Raw genomic sequence first — 2,270 nt, 5'->3', positions numbered from 1 at the left:
GCTTCGCTGTCCCAGGGGCGTCGAGCATCCCCAGTCTGCCCAGCCTCGTCAGGCTCGCTGCTGCCTAACGCCCGGCAATCTGCCCCGGTTACCTGGTCATGCTGTTCAAATCCGCCAAGGATGCGGCAATCGTATTTTCGGGCGTCCCGCTCGCGCTGACCGGAGGGGTGGCGGCGCTGCTGTTGCGCGGCATCCCGTTCTCGATCTCGGCGGGCGTCGGGTTCATCGCGCTGTCGGGCGTCGCCGTCCTCAATGGCGTCGTTATGCTGACCTTCATCCAGCAACTCCGTGCAGAGGGGCGTCACCTCGACGATGCGATCCGCGAAGGTGCATTGACCCGTCTCCGTCCGGTGCTGATGACCGCGCTGGTGGCGAGCCTTGGGTTCGTTCCGATGGCCCTCAATGTAGGGTTGGGGTCGGAAGTGCAGCGTCCGCTCGCGACGGTCGTCATCGGCGGGATCATCTCCTCGACCCTGCTGACGCTCGTCGTGCTGCCCGCGCTTTACCGGATCGTCCACGGCCGTCGCGCCAGCGACGAACAGGCCGATGGGCCGCTCGCACCGCAAATTTCGACGTGAGGAATCAGTGATGCCCGACAAATTTATGTGCCGACAGCGTCTCTCCGGCCCGCTGATCGCGCTCGCCGCGATCTTGGTCACGTTGCTGTGGTCGGCCGCCGCCTATGCCCACGGCGTGGCAGAGGGCGATCAGGGCTATGTCCAGGAAGTGAGCGGCGTACAGTTTGGCCCGTTCATGTATTTGGGGGCCAAACACATGGTCACCGGTTACGACCATCTGCTCTTCTTGTTCGGGGTCATCTTCTTCCTTTACCGGCTCAAGCACATCGCCACCTACGTGACGCTGTTCGCGGTCGGCCATTCGACGACCATGTTGTTCGGCGTGCTGACCGGCGTTTCGGCGAATGCATATCTGATCGACGCAATCATCGGACTGTCGGTCGTTTACAAGGCACTCGACAATCTCGGCGCATTCCGTCGCTGGTTCGGCGTGCAGCCCGATACAAAGATTGCAACGCTGATTTTCGGCCTTTTTCACGGCTTTGGACTTGCCACCAAGGTCTTGGAATTCGAATTGTCGAAAGACGGGCTGCTACCCAATTTGATCGCCTTCAATATTGGAGTCGAGATCGGGCAGCTTCTGGCGCTCTCAGCCATCCTCATTGCGATGAGCGCGTGGCGCCGGACCAAAAGCTTCGGTCGCCATGCCTTTGCCGCCAATGTCGCACTGATGACCGCAGGTTTCCTGCTCGTCGGTTTTCAGCTTTCCGGTCTTATGATCTCCCAAGGAGCCTGACCCATGTTCAATTCACAACTTCCCCCGATTTCCGAATTACCCAGTTCGCGCCAGCTCTTGGGCTCAACTCTGCTCGCCGGCGGCGTGGCCGCCGCGCTGCTGGCAACGGTCATTCTCCCTTCCGAATATGGCGTCGATCCAACAGGAATCGGCCGTTTGTTTGGACTGACGGAAATGGGTAAGATCAAGATGCAGCTGGCACAGGAGGCAGCGCGTGATGCTGCCGTTGAAGCAACGCTAGCCAGCCAGCCCGCAGCCCCTACTGTTGCGGTGCCTGGAAAATCAGAGGCTGGCACCGAGACCGGTGCTGAGCGGAGCGATACCATCACGGTGAAACTCGCCGTCGGCGAGGCCGCTGAAGTCAAGGCCACCGCGACCAAGGGAATTCAAATCGGTTTCGACTGGTCAGTAGCGGGCGGGCACGTCAATTACGACACTCATGCCGACGCGCCGGGGATCGATTATCACGGCTATGGCAAAGGCAGGGAATCGACCGGCGAGCGCGGCTCTCTCAATGCTGCCTTCGACGGCAAGCATGGCTGGTTCTGGCGCAACCGCTCGGATGCCCCGGTGACTATCACCCTGCGCACCACTGGCGCATACACCGAGATCAAGCGTGTCGTTTGAGGGCGCTCATCCAGCAGGCAGTTGGTGCGCGTAGATGCTGTCCATTCTCGCCAACCGCACCTATCGGCATTTGTTGCTCGCGCAAATCGTCGCGCTGGTCGGCACCGGTCTAGCGACGGTGGCGCTGGGTTTGCTCGCTTACGAGCTGGCGGGCGGCAACGCGGGCGCGGTGCTGGGCACGGCGCTGGCGATCAAAATGCTCGCCTATATCGGCATAGGCCCGATTGTCGGGGCTTGTCAACGGCGGTCGGATTCCAGGCCAGTGTGGCGGTGTAAAAGCAGGCCATTTTCGGTGCGGCCCGGTTGTTTGCAAAAAGGCCCCCGATCGG

The 2,270-nt window shown here is 61.3% G+C and carries 2 protein-coding genes and 2 pseudogenes; all 4 read left to right on the top strand.

Going from position 1 to position 2,270, the window contains the following annotated elements:
• Positions 1 to 92 precede the first annotated feature (92 nt).
• Positions 93 to 578, top strand: a pseudogene (locus tag FHS79_RS18450) (efflux RND transporter permease subunit); the annotation flags it as partial.
• Positions 579 to 588: 10 nt separating this feature from the next.
• Complete coding sequence (locus tag FHS79_RS18445; RefSeq protein ID WP_184203307.1) at positions 589 to 1,314, top strand: HupE/UreJ family protein; 726 nt, start codon at positions 589 to 591, stop codon at positions 1,312 to 1,314.
• Positions 1,315 to 1,317: 3 nt separating this feature from the next.
• Positions 1,318 to 1,941: a transmembrane anchor protein gene (locus FHS79_RS18440; protein WP_184203305.1), complete on the top strand. Its 624-nt coding sequence runs from the start codon at positions 1,318 to 1,320 to the stop codon at positions 1,939 to 1,941.
• A 34-nt stretch (positions 1,942 to 1,975) separates the two neighbouring features.
• A pseudogene (locus tag FHS79_RS18435) lies at positions 1,976 to 2,270 on the top strand (hypothetical protein); the annotation flags it as partial.

This window comes from Polymorphobacter multimanifer, assembly GCF_014205635.1.
Classification (GTDB): Bacteria; Pseudomonadota; Alphaproteobacteria; order Sphingomonadales; family Sphingomonadaceae; genus Sandarakinorhabdus; species Sandarakinorhabdus multimanifer.
Note: the sequence above shows the minus strand (reverse complement) of the source record. Positions and strands in the feature narration are given on the sequence as shown.

Excerpts from the sequence above, each read along its gene's own strand:
- FHS79_RS18445 (WP_184203307.1), top strand. The coding sequence starts at position 589 with ATGCCCGACAAATTTATGTGCCGACAGCGTCTCTCCGGCCCGCTGATC.
- FHS79_RS18440 (WP_184203305.1), top strand. The coding sequence starts at position 1,318 with ATGTTCAATTCACAACTTCCCCCGATTTCCGAATTACCCAGTTCGCGC.